We start from the raw sequence: 13,679 nt of genomic DNA, 5'->3' as shown, positions 1-13,679 counted from the left end.
GTCACACCCGTTCCCATTCCGAACACGGCAGTTAAGCTCTTCAGCGCCGATGGTAGTTGGGGGTTTCCCCCTGTGAGAGTAGGACGCCGCCAAGCTATAATCTTTGTATTCTTTTTGAGTGATTGGGAATACTATAATTATAAATGAAGCATTTATACCGTCGCGGGGTGGAGCAGTCCGGTAGCTCGTCGGGCTCATAACCCGAAGGTCGCAGGTTCAAATCCTGTCCCCGCAATCATGAAAAAAACGAAACCTAGGTTTCGTTTTTTTGTTTTATCCGAGATTTGAATAATTATGTCCCTAACTTATTTGTTTCTTCTTTTGAAACAAGGTAAACTACATATAGAATGGTTTATGTTCCATATATTGCGTTTATGGTTTTCAACATGAAATTTAGGACGTTTTCCTAATAATGATAAAGGTGATTGATATATGCAACAGGTTGAATGGATTTCTCAGAATGAGGAAGAAACAGCGCGATTTGCGCATGAATTGGCACAAAAGCTTTCAAGTGGCGATGTGCTGGCTTTAGAAGGCGACTTGGGCGCTGGGAAGACGGCATTCACAAAAGGGCTTGCTAAAGGATTAGGTGTAACCAGAATGGTGAATAGCCCTACCTTTACGATAATAAAGGAATACATGGGCCGATTGCCTTTATATCATATGGATGTATATCGGGTAAGTGAATCTGAAGAAGATTTAGGTTTTGAAGAATATTTTGATGGTGATGGAGTAACTGTCGTTGAATGGGCCCATTTAATAAAGGATCAACTTCCCGAGGAAATCTTGACCATTTATATTTATCGTCTGGGCGATACAAGCCGGCGTTTTGTTCTGAAAGCCAAAGGTGAAAGATATGTAAAGTTATGTAAGGAGATTATTTGATGAAGGTTTTAGCTATAGATACATCGAATTTCACATTAGGGGTTGCCCTGGTAAACGGGAGTCAAGTAATTGGTGAGTACACGACGAACCTAAAGAAAAACCATTCGGTGCGGGTTATGCCAGCAATTGAAACCCTGTTGAGGGATTGTGATACTAAACCGAAGGATTTGACTAAGATAGTGGTCGCTCAAGGCCCAGGATCCTATACAGGCGTCAGGATTGGAGTGACGATTGCAAAAAGCTTGGCATGGACACTTCAGATTCCGTTATCGGGTGTTTCCAGCTTAGAGGTATTAGCAGCTAATGGACGTTATTTTAACGGGTTGATCTCTCCGTTGTTCGATGCAAGAAGAGGGCAGATTTATACTGGATTATATGAAATGGAAAATAACTCTTTAAAGACAGTCATTGAAGATTGTAATATTCTATCCTCTGAGTGGGCGAATCAATTGAAGGAATTAAATCGTCCTGTTTTATTCGTTGGTCAAGACGTGGACATCCACCGGGACGCAATTACGGAAGCATTAGGCGAATTAGCGGTATTTGCTCCGGTTCAGTCATTTAACTCAAGACCAAGCGAACTGGCGTTCATTGGTCTCGATAAGACCGAAGTCGATGTTCACCAGTTTGTACCGAATTATATCCGCATGGCTGAAGCAGAAGCTAAGTGGCTTGAACAGCAGGGGAAATAAACAAGGAAAGCGACCGATAATTATGAGTAAAACATTGACGTTCCGAAAGATGAATACGAAAGATATCGACCAAGTGCTTAATGTGGAAAAGCAGTCCTTTACTTTGCCTTGGAGCCGGGAAGCTTTTTTTAATGAATTGAATCATAATCAATATGCTGTATACATGGTGATAGAGGATGAAGGGAAAATTGCCGGATATTGCGGTGCGTGGATCGTCATTGATGAATCCCACATTACCAATATAGCGATTTTGCCAGAATACCGGGGGCAAAAGCTTGGGGAAGCCTTGCTCAGGAAGATGATTGAAATCTCCATTTCGATGGGTGTTGTGAGGATGACGCTTGAGGTCCGTGTCAGTAATGCAGTAGCCATTTCACTTTATGAAAAACTTGGTTTCCAAAAGGGTGGAATCCGAAAAAATTATTATACAGACAATCAAGAAGATGCTTATGTTATGTGGGTGAATTTTTCATGAAAAAAGATCAATTTATATTAGGTATTGAAACGAGCTGCGATGAAACCGCTGCAGCTGTCATAAAAAATGGGACGGAGATACTGAGTAATGTCGTGGCTTCACAAATCGAAAGCCATAAACGTTTTGGCGGTGTCGTCCCGGAAATAGCTTCCCGTCATCATGTGGAACAAATTACGATCGTTCTTGAAGAAGCACTGCTGCAAGCCGGTGTGACATATGAAGACTTGGATGCCATTGCCGTTACAGAAGGCCCCGGTCTGGTAGGGGCACTATTAATAGGCGTGAATGCAGCGAAGGCTGTAGCTTTCGCACATGGAATACCGATTGTCGGTACGCATCATATCGCGGGCCATATCTATGCAAATCGTCTTATTCAGGAGATCGAATATCCTGCGCTTTCTTTAGTCGTTTCGGGAGGCCATACGGAATTGGTGCTTTTAGAAGAACCGGGCTCGTTCAAGGTGATAGGGGAGACGCGGGATGATGCTGCAGGTGAGGCGTATGATAAAGTGGCCCGAACCTTGGGGCTCCCTTATCCTGGCGGCCCGCATATCGATAGGCTGGCACAAGAAGGATCACCAACTTTGAAACTGCCTCGGGCATGGTTGGATGGCAGCTATGACTTTTCTTTCAGCGGGTTGAAATCAGCGGTAATCAACACTTTGCATAATGCTGAACAGCGCGGGGAACAAATCGAACCTAAAGATCTAGCGGCAAGTTTCCAAGCAAGCGTGATAGAAGTGCTTGTAATGAAAGCTGTAAAGGCTGCAAAGGAATATGATGTGAAGCAGGTATTGCTTGCTGGCGGAGTTGCGGCAAATAAAGGGCTTAGGGAAGCATTAGCTGAAGCTTTTAAGGATTTGCCTATGGATATATCCATTCCGCCCCTGTATCTTTGTACGGACAATGCAGCCATGATCGGTGCTGCTGGCAGTGTCATGTTTGAAAAGGGAAAACGATCCGGTTTGGATTTGAACGGAAATCCTGGATTGGATATCGAAGCATTTTAATGGACGAGAAGACAGGATCCCTCACTTGGGTATCCTGTCTTTTTTATCGTGTTTATAAAAAAATAGAATATTCTGTGGATAAAGTTTTTTTGATAATCTTACTGCATGTGTATAAAGCGGTGTTTTTGTGGATAAGTGGATATGTTTCTGTGGATAATGTGCATAACCTAAATTAATGGCTAGTGAGCGGTAAGTGGTTTGTTAACAATTTTGTGGATAACTTTCCAAGCGACGTTTTGATTGGAAAACAAAAAGACCGAGTCGATTGACTCGGTCTTTTATCATTCTTCCAGTTCAGTCCATTCTTCGAGAAGCTGATCCAACCTTTCCTGTGCATGATCAAGCTTCGTTTGGACCTCCATTACTTTTTCATGGTCCTGAAAAACACTCGGATCACAAAGGAGATCATTATATTCGTTTATTTCGATTTCAAGAAGCTCCATGGCTGCCTCGATTTCCTCAATGCGCCGTTTTCGCTGGCGTTCAGCTTTTTTTGCTTCTTTATCAATCTTGTAATTTGTTTTTTCTACAGCTGCATCTAAAGTTTTAGCCTGTTCCTGCCGTTCAAGTGCTTGGATTTCCGCCTGCTCCTGTTTCTTCTCCAGATAATAATCATAATCACCGAGGAATTCTTCGTTGCCGTCTGTGGAGAGCTCTATCACTTTCGTTGCTATCCGATTTATGAAATAACGGTCATGTGATACGAAAAGAATGGTTCCTGGATAATCGATCAAGGCGTTTTCAAGCACCAATTTACTATCGAGGTCCAAATGGTTCGTTGGTTCATCAAGAATTAAAAAATTCCCCTTTTGCATCATCATTTTGGCTAGAGCAAGCCGGGCCTTTTCGCCCCCGCTTAGTGTGGAAACGGTTTTTAAAACATCATCTCCGCTAAATAGGAAATTACCGAGTACGGTGCGAATGTCCTTTTCCGGTTTAAGGGGATAGTCGTCCCATAATTCATTGAGTACGCGTTTATTGGATACAAGGTTAGCCTGTTCTTGATCGTAGTAGCTGACTTCTACGTTCGTTCCAAAACGGAAACCACCAGAAAGTGCAGGCAACTTAGAAATGATCGTTTTCAATAAAGTGGATTTTCCAACTCCATTTGGGCCGACAAGCGCTATGCTCTCACCTTTAGTCATCCGGGAATTTATATTCTTTGATACCGTTTCCCCATCATATCCAATAGCCAAGTCCTGGAGGTGAAGTACTTCATTTCCGCTTTGCCTTTCAATCTGGAAAGAAAAATTCGCGGATTTTTCATCACCTTGCGGCTTGTCCAATACATCCATCTTTTCGAGCTGTTTTCGTCTGCTTTGTGCTCTTTTCGTGGTGGAAGCCCTGGTGATATTACGTTGGACAAAGTCGCGAAGCTTTTCAATTTCCCCTTGTTGTTTCTCGAACAGTTTCATGTCCCGCTCATAATCTGCCGCTTTTCCCTCTAGATAAGAACTATAATTACCATGGTATTTTTTCATGTTATTCCGGGAAATCTCATATACGAGGTTCACTACTTTATCTAAAAAATACCGGTCATGGGAAACAATAAGGACAGCTCCCTGGTAGCTTTGTAAATATTGTTCAAGCCAAGAGAGGGTTTCGATATCCAAATGGTTCGTCGGCTCATCCAGAATCAATATATCCGGTTTCCTCAAAAGCAGTTTCCCTAATGCGAGCCTTGTTTTTTGTCCACCGCTTAAAGTGGAAATTGGGGTAGAATAGTCAAAGTCAGCAAACTGAAGTCCATGCAATACGGAACGGATATCCGCTTCATACTGATAACCGCCCTTCTCCTTGAATGCCACCATCAAAGTGTCGTATTCATTCAGCACTTTTTGGTAAATTGTTTCGTTTTCAAACATGTCAGGTCTGGCCATATCAGCCTCAAGGCGACGCAGTTCCTTTTCCTGCTCTATAAGGTCCGTGAATACAGTCAGCATTTCATCCCAAATGGTCAGTTCGGATTCCAATCCCGTATCCTGGGCCATATAGCCGATTGTGACGCCTTTTGGTTTGATTATTTCACCGCCATCATGGGAAAGCTGCCCGGCTATTATTTTAAGCAGAGTGGATTTACCGGCGCCATTTCGGCCGACAAGCGCAATTCGATCTTTATTTTGAACTTCGAGCTTCATATTTGATAAAATAAGTTCAGCTCCATAATATTTCGATAGTTGATTGATTTGTAATAAAATCATAGATTTCACCTCAATTGATTACTGTAAGTGTAACGTATTTTAGTTATTATCGGCAACAGCTTGGTTCCAAGCTTAAACAAAAGCTGTTACATAAAGTGGAATAATAGTGTATGATTTAGGAGGGGTTACTTAAATGGGAGACTTAACGCATTTTAATGAACAGGGCAGGGCCAAAATGGTCGATGTGAGTGCTAAGCCTGAAACAACCCGGACGGCAGTAGCTCAATCGAGCATTTTATTGAATGATGAAATATATGAATTGGTCACGAACCATAAAATGAAAAAAGGCGATGTACTGGCTGTTGCGCAAGTTGCAGGAATAATGGCCAGCAAAAATACATCCAATATAATTCCGATGTGCCATCCCATTGCTCTGCAAGGGGTCAATATAGCCTTTGATTGGGAAAAAGAAGAACAAGGATATAGGCTTAGGATTGAAACGGAAGCTAAGACAAAAGGGAGTACAGGTGTGGAAATGGAAGCGTTAACAGCTGCATCCGTGACTGCCTTGACTGTTTATGACATGTGTAAGGCCATTGATAAAGGAATGGTGATCGGGCCTACATTCTTAGTGGAGAAAACGGGCGGAGTGTCCAGTAGCGATTATAAAAGGCAAGTAAATCAAACAGATAGAGATTAAGTTGAAAAGCATGTGTGAAAGCGGGGAAGAACAATGAACCATGACCCAAAGATACCGCAGGCGACAGCCAAAAGGTTGCCATTGTATTATCGATTTTTAAAGAACTTACATTCCTCAGGCAAACAAAGAGTTTCCTCGGCTGAGCTAAGTGAAGCAGTAAAAGTGGATTCCGCCACAATTCGCCGTGATTTTTCCTACTTTGGCGCGCTTGGGAAAAAAGGCTACGGCTACAATGTCAATTATTTATTATCCTTCTTCAGAAAAACACTAGATCAAGATGAATTGACCAAAGTCGCTTTAATCGGGGTAGGAAATTTAGGGACCGCTTTTTTAAATTATAATTTCATGAAAAATAATAATACAAAAATTGAAATGGCTTTCGAAGTTTCTGATGAAAAGGTCGGCAAGCGAATAGCTGATGTGCCCATCTATCATATGGATCAAATCGATACACTATTGCAGGAAAATAATATTACTGCGGCTATTTTGACAGTGCCTGCACAGGTAGCCCAGACGATAACCGATCGCCTAGTCAAGGCCGATATAAAAGGAATATTGAATTTCACACCTGCACGGCTGACAGTGCCACCATCCATAAGGGTTCACCACATTGACCTGGCCGTGGAGCTTCAGTCGCTCATCTACTTCCTGAAACATTATCCTGTAGTGGAAGAAGCCGCATTGGAGGAATGAAAAAAACGCTGCATCATTGCAGCGTTTTTTTATTTTTTCTTATTTTTTTGTGCAGCTTTAATCTTAAAGTGCAGCATGATCATGCGTAATCCCGATCCAAAATCAAGCGTTGCAATAAGGACAAGTATGTAGGCAAAGAGTCCCCACCCGGAAGAATTGACGGTTTGAATTGCGATAGCGGTAAAAAGAGCTCCTAAGCCTGCATAGATGATGCCCATGAATAATGGTGATTGACGTTTCATAATAAACCTCCGATGAAGGCCTGTGCAGTATCTAGCATCTTCTCAATATCCTCCCGATATACCACTTGAAGGATGATAACAAGCGTATTCATCGCAATATGAGCGCTCATGGAAACGAGAATGCGGCCTGTTTTCGCATAAAGGAAAGCAAAGGTGAAGCCCATTGCCGTATATAAAAGAAGATGTTCAAATTCACCGTGCGCCAAGCCGAAAATAACTGAGCTGATTAAAGCTGAAATAAAGAAGTTAAAGCGTTTATGAAGTGATCCGAAAATGATTTTCCGGAAAATTAATTCTTCCAATATAGGTCCAATTACTGAAGTGACGAAAATGACCATGGGGACTTTGTAAATGAGTGAAATAAGTTGCTGCGTATTTTCGGATTCAGACTCCACCCCAAGCATTTGTTCAATGCTGCCGGCAATGCTTTGTGCAAAAAGCGCCATGAACACTCCTGCAATTGCCCATAATATGGACATCGGGACGGAAGTTTGTTTTCTCGTGTCCAACTTTTCCCTCATATCTTTTCTCATTAAAAAAAGAATCAAGAATAAAGCAGCGAGAAAACTGAAAACTATCCAGTATGCTGCAGACTTCACTTCGAGTTCATCTGCCGGCATTCCGGTAGAAGACCCGATCAGCATGAAAATGGGTACACCAACAATACTGGATAATTGCATGGCAATATAAGTGATGATGACGAACCAATATTCTTTTTTCAAAAATGAAAACTCCTTTTATAGTCACCCATCCCGTTCGGAACGTTCCTGATATGGGGACAATCTATAAACGCATACTCCAAAATGGTATCAAATATTGAGGCAGAACACCACTTAAAGGTACCCCTAACACAACATTTCAATTACATTGTTTATGAAATCATTATGCTAAAGTAGTTTACCCGTAATTTATCAGAAATTAATAAAAAATTTTCAATAAGATACTTGCAAAAAAGGCTCGGTTTATTTAATATTATAAATGTGTTAGCACTCGATGATGAAGAGTGCTAATAATCATGAAACAAATTATCAAGAGAATATGAGGAGGTTGTTTCACTTGTTAAAACCATTAGGTGATCGCGTTATTATTGAACTAGTTCAAACTGAAGAAAAAACTGCAAGCGGTATTGTTCTTCCTGATACTGCTAAAGAAAAGCCACAAGAAGGTAAGGTAGTAGCAGTTGGTACTGGCCGTGTCCTTGAAAATGGCGAACGTGTTGCTTTAGAGGTTGCCCAAGGCGATCTAATTATCTTCTCAAAATATGCAGGTACTGAAGTTAAATTCGAAGACACTGAATACTTAATTTTACGTGAAAGCGACATTCTAGCTGTTATCGGCTAATTATACATCATACTTAACTGAACGAAAATTTTCTTAAAATTTTAGGGAGGTACTTATAAATGGCTAAAGAAATTAAATTTAGTGAAGAAGCTCGCCGTTCCATGCTTCGTGGTGTGGACGCACTTGCAGATGCAGTTAAAGTAACGCTTGGACCAAAAGGTCGTAACGTGGTCCTTGAGAAAAAATTCGGTTCACCGCTTATCACAAATGACGGTGTGACGATCGCTAAAGAAATCGAATTGGAAGATGCATTCGAAAACATGGGTGCGAAATTGGTTGCTGAAGTAGCAAGCAAAACAAACGATGTAGCTGGTGACGGTACTACCACTGCAACGGTTCTTGCACAAGCGATGATCCGTGAAGGTCTTAAAAACGTAACAGCTGGTGCTAACCCAATGGGTATCCGTAAAGGAATCGAGAAAGCCGTCAATTCAGCCATTGCAGAATTGAAAGCCATTTCCAAACCTGTTGAAAACAAAGAATCAATCGCACAAGTTGCTGCCATCTCTTCAGCTGATGAAGAAGTGGGCCAACTGATTGCAGAAGCGATGGAGCGCGTTGGTAACGACGGCGTCATCACAATCGAAGAGTCCAAAGGTTTCACAACTGAATTGGACGTAGTAGAAGGTATGCAGTTCGATCGCGGATATGCATCTCCATACATGGTTACTGATTCAGATAAAATGGAAGCTGTCCTTGAGAATCCATATATCTTGATCACAGATAAAAAAATCACGAATATCCAAGAAATCCTTCCTGTCCTTGAGCAAGTCGTTCAACAAGGGAAACCGCTATTATTGATTGCTGAAGATGTAGAAGGCGAAGCGCTTGCAACTCTTGTTGTGAACAAACTTCGTGGAACATTCAACGCTGTTGCGGTTAAAGCTCCTGGATTCGGTGACCGTCGTAAAGCAATGCTTGAAGACATCGCAGCTCTTACAGGCGGCGAAGTGATCACTGAAGAAATCGGACTTGACCTTAAATCTGCAACAATCGATTCATTAGGCCGTGCGTCTAAAGTGGTTGTTACAAAAGAAAATACAACGATCGTTGAAGGTTCTGGAGATACAGCTCAAATTCAAGCTCGTGTAAACCAAATCCGTGTTCAATTAGAAGAAACGACTTCTGAATTCGACCGTGAAAAATTACAAGAACGCCTTGCTAAATTAGCTGGTGGCGTAGCGGTAATCAAGGTTGGTGCAGCTACCGAAACAGAATTGAAAGAACGCAAACTTCGTATTGAAGATGCATTGAACTCCACTCGTGCCGCTGTTGAAGAAGGTATCGTAGCCGGTGGTGGTACAGCACTTCTAAACGTATACAATAAAATCGCTGAAATTCAAGCGGAAGGCGACGTAGCAACAGGCGTGAAAATCGTTCTTCGCGCAATCGAAGAGCCTGTTCGTCAAATCGCTCACAATGCCGGTCTTGAAGGCTCTGTAATCGTAGAGCGCCTTAAAGGCGAAGCAGTAGGCACTGGCTTCAATGCAGCTACTGGACAATGGGTGAACATGATCGAATCCGGTATCGTCGATCCTACTAAAGTAACTCGTTCAGCTCTACAAAACGCTGGTTCTGTAGCAGCTATGTTCTTAACTACAGAAGCTGTCGTTGCTGACAAACCAGAACCTGCAGGCGCTGGCGGCATGGGCATGCCTGACATGGGCGGCATGGGCGGCATGGGCGGCATGATGTAATCATTCGCTAAATCCCTTAGAGGGGGTTTAACGGGGATTCAGAATGAATGCTCACCTAACATGTGAATATCTTTAAAGTTGAAGGCCTCCCACAGTTAACTGTGGGAGGCCTTTTTCTTCTTTGTTGTCAGTCATATTAGCATAGATGTTCTTAGTTGTTTGAATATCTGTATGTCCTAATCGTTGCTGTATCTCCTTAATTCCTACAACTGCCTTTATAGAAGGGCTTTTTATTTTTATTATTCTGTTTAGCAAATGTCCGGTGGGATAAAGATTTTTTTACGGCACTTTAAGGCTAACCCCTTGCAAACCGTTATTTTATTGTAAGCGTTATAGAATTATAGTTTTTCCCATTACCAAGTGGATTGTAGTTTTTCTCAATGTTTCCTGCGGCGTCCACAGTGAAATAATTGATTGTTGTTGTCTTTTCAATTTTTAATGTTTCCGCAAATTCACGGGTGCCGCTTAATTTAATTTTAGCTGATTGGAAGGTAGGGCGGCTGCCGTCAAGCGTATAATAAATGGTGGCTGGCTCACTTGTTTCAATCTTAACATCAACCGGACCTGTGTATTTGCCGTTTCCAGGTGTAGCTTTTGAGGAAGGCGGCTGATGGTCCTTTGCACTGTTGTAGGCTACTTTAATTAAGCCAATCAATCCATTGGCAAATTCCATTGCTTCTTCATGACCTTCTACAAAGGCTGGCTGGAATCCAACTGCCTGCCATCTTTTTGTATCCTTATTCCATAAATCTGCCCCTACTTCGAAGTTCCAGGCATAAATCCCCTTTTCATACCATAGGTAGTCCGCAGAGTTACCTGCAGCAGAGTATAGTACGTCAGGAATTGGACCTGTACGGCTAGGTAGAATGACCGTTCCGCGGTGATCTTGAATATCATTTAAGATGTTATCAGAAGCTGCCCAGTAAAACGCTTCTTCACCAGCTGATGGACGTGGAAGTGTTGTACGTTTTGAATCGTAAGCACCAGGGGACCACATGAAGTAGCCGCCATAACTATGAATATTCATTGCAAACTTAATATTTGGGTTTTTGTCAGCAAGCCAGACAAGGTTTCTTCCTTCAGGCTCAGAGTTTTCAGCTGGTCCAGCGTAAGTTTCTCCCGTGCAACTTGTACCTCCGCCAATATAGCCATCAAATACGGAACCAACAGAATGGTTACGGTTAAGGTCAACTCCCCAATTATTACGGTACCCAGGGTCAGAGGCAGTGGGACCACAGTGATTGGTCATATTCTTACGCTGCATATTGTAATCATTGAAGCTGTAATTGGCACCATCAGGGTTTACTGAAGGTACAAGGAATATATCAAGATTATCGACAAGCTTTCTTGTCTCACTATCTTGACTATAGTTTCGCAGTAGTCTTTCCGCCGTTTCGATTGTTACGAGTGGGGTCACCCATTCACGGGCATGCTCCTGAGCATATCCAAGAACACCTGGTTTAGAACCGTCACGATGCTTGCCGATTCGGATCGCTTTTACTGTAAAAGGATCACGGGAAACGTCTGCCCCAGCTTTCAAGCCGTCAGTTAATAACGCAGCATTCGTAGTTGGTGCGACAACACCAGCACCAGTATTACCGCGGTATGTAGTCGCAGTGACAAGTTGGCTAGCATTCTCATTCAGTGCTTTAACCACTTGTGCGGCCGTACTTGTTGCCTTTCCGGACGAATCGGTAGCTAAATCTACTAAAATCTTGGTACCATCCACAGTCACTTTTAGTGGTGCATTATTGGTTCCTGGATTCTTGAATTCTATCGATACATCATTCCCGCCTTCATGCCCCCATGCTTTTGAGGAAACAACAACTGCGAGATTGGTCGTGCCGCCGATAGTTGCTTGGGCAAGCCGTCTGTAACCATTTGTTTTATTTGGCATATCAATGATTTCTACCAAGTTGGGAAATTCTTTTGCAAGTTTTTCGGCACGTTCATATAATTCATTCGGTGCCATATAGTGGTCAACAAAATCCGTAACATAATCTGTTTTTGGATGTTTCGGCTCTTTCCCTAACCATTCAGTAATGGTGCTCGTAGCTGTTCCTCCAAGATTACTTTCAATTTTAACAGATGAAGGAATGGAGCTAACTGGTAGAAGCAAATAGTGATATAAATATTCACCGTAATCTACCAATCTAGAAAGTGTAGCGGATTTTTCCTCACCGTTCTCGGTCCAAGTTGCTTTAAGTGCTGTGCTAGCAGTCGCACCGGCGCTTGATTTCACTTCGAGATATAGGAAGGTGCCTGATTGATTGGTAAAATGGTTTGCCCTAAGGACTTTAAGTGTATCTTCGGAAGCTGTCAGACTGGCCTGTAACTGGACAGTGGATTGCCGCTCTGCCACGCGTGTGTTCCATTGATTTTCGGTGATCACGGTCTCTTTTACATGGATGCCAAAAGTCTTTAACATGGCAATTTCTGTTGGTGTGACAACGGCATCCACTTCATAGACTCCGTCGTGTTCTTCGATTCTGTGGGTAAGGTCAATTCCAAGCTCAAGAAGCTTGTCCTTTGCCTTATCATTTGGTACTACAAGTTGAACGATTGAGACCGGTTCTTCCTTAGGAATCTGCTGGTCAGGCTGTTCGACCGCTGCAACCGGAATACTTAGGCCAGGATAAAATGTAGAGAACCCTAGTCCGGTTATGGCAGTCATCACCACTAAATTCCTTTTCCATTTCTGCTTTTTCTGTTTTGTCAAAAACTGCACCCCCAAAATTCTGGAAATTTTAATACAAGCTTATTGTAATTTGAATGTACTTAATATCTTGTCGTAAAATCAGGGGCAGTTAAAAATCCGCTCTACAAAAATTTTATTGTGAAATATAATACTTAATTTTAGAAGATTAAATTTTTGGGTTGTTTTTCCTGTTTAAAAAGTACTGTGCCATTTGAAAAATCTAGTAATTTTAGGAGCACAAAATTACTAGATTTTATTCCATTATAATTTCCATAAACTATATATTGATAATCAACTGTTTTTATTGTTTAATATTGTTGCTTTTTGTTTAATTTTGTAAAAGGAAAGTTGTAATATATTTCATGATAATTGTTGAAGTTTGCCTAGAATTGAATAAAGTGCGTGGAAAAAGAAAGTAAAAGGAATTATCTGTTGAAGACAAAAGCCCCACTCAATTGAGAAGGGCTTAATATATACATTAGTAGGCCTCTTTTGTCCTCCAATGTTTTATATCTCATTAAAAACATTCAGTCAAACTGCTTAAGAACACTGATTTAATGCCTTTTTTCAAACACTATTTTTTTCTATTATATATAAAAATGAATGGACGGCATGATGCAATCATTCCCTAAATCCGTTAGAGAGGGTTTATAGGAGGATTCTGAATGAATGCTCACCTAACATGTGAATATCTTTAAAGTTGAAGGCCTCCCACAGATTACTGTGGGGGCTTTTTTCTTTATTTTGTCAGTCTTATGAGCATAGTTATTCATCGTTGTTTGAATATCTGTATGCCCTAATCGTTGGTGAATTTCTTTCAACCACTCCTGCTCGATCAGTAACGATGTGTTCGTATCTATATATCACAATAGGGAATTGTATATAATCCCTGCTTACATTAAAGAGAGTTTAGGGGTAAAGCAAAACAAATTCAATCTGCCTTGTGTTCGGCTACATGGAAAAGAAAAGGTGAAGAACAAATCATCTTTTCTTTTTATGTAAAGTAAAATTTAATCAAAAAATTCGGAAAATATTAAGTTGTTCATCATATCTTGGGGTGATATACTAGGTTCACAAGTAATCATGATTATAAAATTACTGTGAT

The 13,679-nt window shown here is 41.4% G+C and carries 12 protein-coding genes, 1 tRNA gene, 1 rRNA gene and 1 pseudogene; 10 read left to right on the top strand and 5 right to left on the bottom strand.

The features are described from left to right. The 6 genes from rrf to tsaD all read left to right on the top strand — a co-directional run. Positions 1–95: ribosomal RNA gene (gene rrf, locus ACQKNS_RS25620) — 5S ribosomal RNA — on the top strand; the annotation flags it as partial. 66 nt (positions 96–161) lie between these two features. After that, positions 162–235 (top strand) — tRNA-Met (locus ACQKNS_RS25615). Positions 236–432: 197 nt separating this feature from the next. Beyond that, positions 433–885, top strand: a complete 453-nt coding sequence (tsaE, locus tag ACQKNS_RS25610; protein WP_427646036.1) for a tRNA (adenosine(37)-N6)-threonylcarbamoyltransferase complex ATPase subunit type 1 TsaE — start codon at positions 433–435, stop codon at positions 883–885. Next, the gene (gene tsaB, locus ACQKNS_RS25605; protein WP_427646035.1) at positions 885–1,577 is read left to right on the top strand and encodes a tRNA (adenosine(37)-N6)-threonylcarbamoyltransferase complex dimerization subunit type 1 TsaB; all 693 of its coding nucleotides are present in this window, start codon (positions 885–887) and stop codon (positions 1,575–1,577) included. The genes tsaE and tsaB overlap by 1 nt, the downstream gene beginning before the upstream one ends. 22 nt (positions 1,578–1,599) lie before the next feature. Continuing rightward, positions 1,600–2,052, top strand: a complete 453-nt coding sequence (rimI, locus tag ACQKNS_RS25600; protein ID WP_427646034.1) for a ribosomal protein S18-alanine N-acetyltransferase — start codon at positions 1,600–1,602, stop codon at positions 2,050–2,052. After that, a complete protein-coding gene (gene tsaD, locus ACQKNS_RS25595; RefSeq protein ID WP_427646033.1) occupies positions 2,049–3,062 on the top strand; it encodes a tRNA (adenosine(37)-N6)-threonylcarbamoyltransferase complex transferase subunit TsaD in 1,014 nt (337 codons plus the stop codon). The genes rimI and tsaD overlap by 4 nt, the downstream gene beginning before the upstream one ends. 281 nt (positions 3,063–3,343) lie before the next feature. On the opposite strand, the gene ACQKNS_RS25590 is transcribed toward tsaD, so the two are convergent. Continuing rightward, the gene (locus tag ACQKNS_RS25590; RefSeq protein WP_427646032.1) at positions 3,344–5,263 is read right to left on the bottom strand and encodes an ATP-binding cassette domain-containing protein; all 1,920 of its coding nucleotides are present in this window, start codon (positions 5,261–5,263) and stop codon (positions 3,344–3,346) included. A 133-nt stretch (positions 5,264–5,396) separates the two neighbouring features. Between ACQKNS_RS25590 and moaC the strand changes: the two genes are divergently transcribed. Next, on the top strand, positions 5,397–5,903 hold the full coding sequence (gene moaC, locus ACQKNS_RS25585) for a cyclic pyranopterin monophosphate synthase MoaC (RefSeq protein WP_427646031.1): 507 nt from the start codon (positions 5,397–5,399) through the stop codon (positions 5,901–5,903). A gap of 33 nt (positions 5,904–5,936) precedes the next feature. Then, positions 5,937–6,596: a redox-sensing transcriptional repressor Rex gene (locus ACQKNS_RS25580; protein ID WP_283900233.1), complete on the top strand. Its 660-nt coding sequence runs from the start codon at positions 5,937–5,939 to the stop codon at positions 6,594–6,596. A 29-nt stretch (positions 6,597–6,625) separates the two neighbouring features. On the opposite strand, the gene ACQKNS_RS25575 is transcribed toward ACQKNS_RS25580, so the two are convergent. Continuing rightward, a complete protein-coding gene (locus ACQKNS_RS25575) occupies positions 6,626–6,838 on the bottom strand; it encodes a YdiK family protein (RefSeq protein ID WP_034306342.1) in 213 nt (70 codons plus the stop codon). Further along, positions 6,835–7,560, bottom strand: a complete 726-nt coding sequence (locus ACQKNS_RS25570) for a CPBP family intramembrane glutamic endopeptidase (protein WP_427646030.1) — start codon at positions 7,558–7,560, stop codon at positions 6,835–6,837. The genes ACQKNS_RS25575 and ACQKNS_RS25570 overlap by 4 nt, the downstream gene beginning before the upstream one ends. Before the next feature lie 334 nt (positions 7,561–7,894). Here ACQKNS_RS25570 and groES point away from each other — a divergent pair, with 334 nt between their 5' ends. Together groES and groL are read left to right on the top strand one after the other, a co-directional pair. Next, a complete protein-coding gene (groES, locus tag ACQKNS_RS25565; protein ID WP_305161442.1) occupies positions 7,895–8,179 on the top strand; it encodes a co-chaperone GroES in 285 nt (94 codons plus the stop codon). A 59-nt stretch (positions 8,180–8,238) separates the two neighbouring features. Further along, positions 8,239–9,876, top strand: a complete 1,638-nt coding sequence (gene groL / locus ACQKNS_RS25560; RefSeq protein ID WP_053533467.1) for a chaperonin GroEL — start codon at positions 8,239–8,241, stop codon at positions 9,874–9,876. A gap of 72 nt (positions 9,877–9,948) precedes the next feature. Here groL and ACQKNS_RS25555 read toward each other — a convergent pair. Then, positions 9,949–10,095, bottom strand: a pseudogene (locus ACQKNS_RS25555) (site-specific integrase); the annotation flags it as partial. A 94-nt stretch (positions 10,096–10,189) separates the two neighbouring features. Then, positions 10,190–12,595 (bottom strand): M14 family metallopeptidase, encoded by a 2,406-nt coding sequence (locus ACQKNS_RS25550; RefSeq protein WP_427646029.1) that lies wholly within the window; start codon positions 12,593–12,595, stop codon positions 10,190–10,192. Between the last annotated feature and the right edge of the window lie 1,084 nt (positions 12,596–13,679).

This window comes from Peribacillus sp. NPDC094092 (assembly GCF_050279365.1).
In the GTDB taxonomy this organism is placed as follows: Bacteria; Bacillota; Bacilli; order Bacillales; family DSM-1321; genus Peribacillus.
Note: the sequence above shows the minus strand (reverse complement) of the source record. Positions and strands in the feature narration are given on the sequence as shown.

Coding starts and splice junctions, on each gene's coding strand:
- tsaE (WP_427646036.1), top strand. CDS start 433: ATGCAACAGGTTGAATGGATTTCTCAGAATGAGGAAGAAACAGCGCGA.
- tsaB (WP_427646035.1), top strand. CDS start 885: ATGAAGGTTTTAGCTATAGATACATCGAATTTCACATTAGGGGTTGCC.
- rimI (WP_427646034.1), top strand. CDS start 1,600: ATGAGTAAAACATTGACGTTCCGAAAGATGAATACGAAAGATATCGAC.
- tsaD (WP_427646033.1), top strand. CDS start 2,049: ATGAAAAAAGATCAATTTATATTAGGTATTGAAACGAGCTGCGATGAA.
- ACQKNS_RS25590 (WP_427646032.1), bottom strand. CDS start 5,263: ATGATTTTATTACAAATCAATCAACTATCGAAATATTATGGAGCTGAA.
- moaC (WP_427646031.1), top strand. CDS start 5,397: ATGGGAGACTTAACGCATTTTAATGAACAGGGCAGGGCCAAAATGGTC.
- ACQKNS_RS25580 (WP_283900233.1), top strand. CDS start 5,937: ATGAACCATGACCCAAAGATACCGCAGGCGACAGCCAAAAGGTTGCCA.
- ACQKNS_RS25575 (WP_034306342.1), bottom strand. CDS start 6,838: ATGAAACGTCAATCACCATTATTCATGGGCATCATCTATGCAGGCTTA.
- groL (WP_053533467.1), top strand. CDS start 8,239: ATGGCTAAAGAAATTAAATTTAGTGAAGAAGCTCGCCGTTCCATGCTT.